The 284-nt window shown below is 42.6% G+C and carries 1 rRNA gene; it reads right to left on the bottom strand.

The features are described 5' to 3' along the window. Nucleotides 1-103, bottom strand: a 23S ribosomal RNA gene (locus tag H5123_RS20415); the annotation flags it as partial. Between the last annotated feature and the right edge of the window lie 181 nt (nucleotides 104-284).

The following is a 284-nucleotide window of genomic DNA, read 5'->3' as shown; positions in this document are numbered from 1 at the left end:
TCAAATGCTTATTACTAGCTCGCCAACGCTTTTCGCAAGTTATTACGTCCTTCATCGCCTCTGACTGCCAAGGCATCCACCGTATACGCTTGGTCACTTAACCATACAACCCAAATGAGTTTCACACCCTTGAATTAACAAGATAAGAGCTCTGGGTCGTATCATGACCAGCTGGTTTTTACTTGTCTCACCTCCGGGTAGGAAGTGGACTCGCCTTAGTTTTTTAGAATATTCAAGACACTTAAACAGTGTATTGAGAACTCAAGTGTTAATGCTTTCGCATT

This window comes from Shewanella sp. SR43-4 (assembly GCF_014163845.1).
GTDB classification, from domain to species: Bacteria; Pseudomonadota; Gammaproteobacteria; order Enterobacterales; family Shewanellaceae; genus Shewanella; species Shewanella vesiculosa.
The sequence above is the reverse complement of the archived record's forward strand: the minus strand, read 5'-3'. Positions and strand labels throughout refer to the sequence as shown.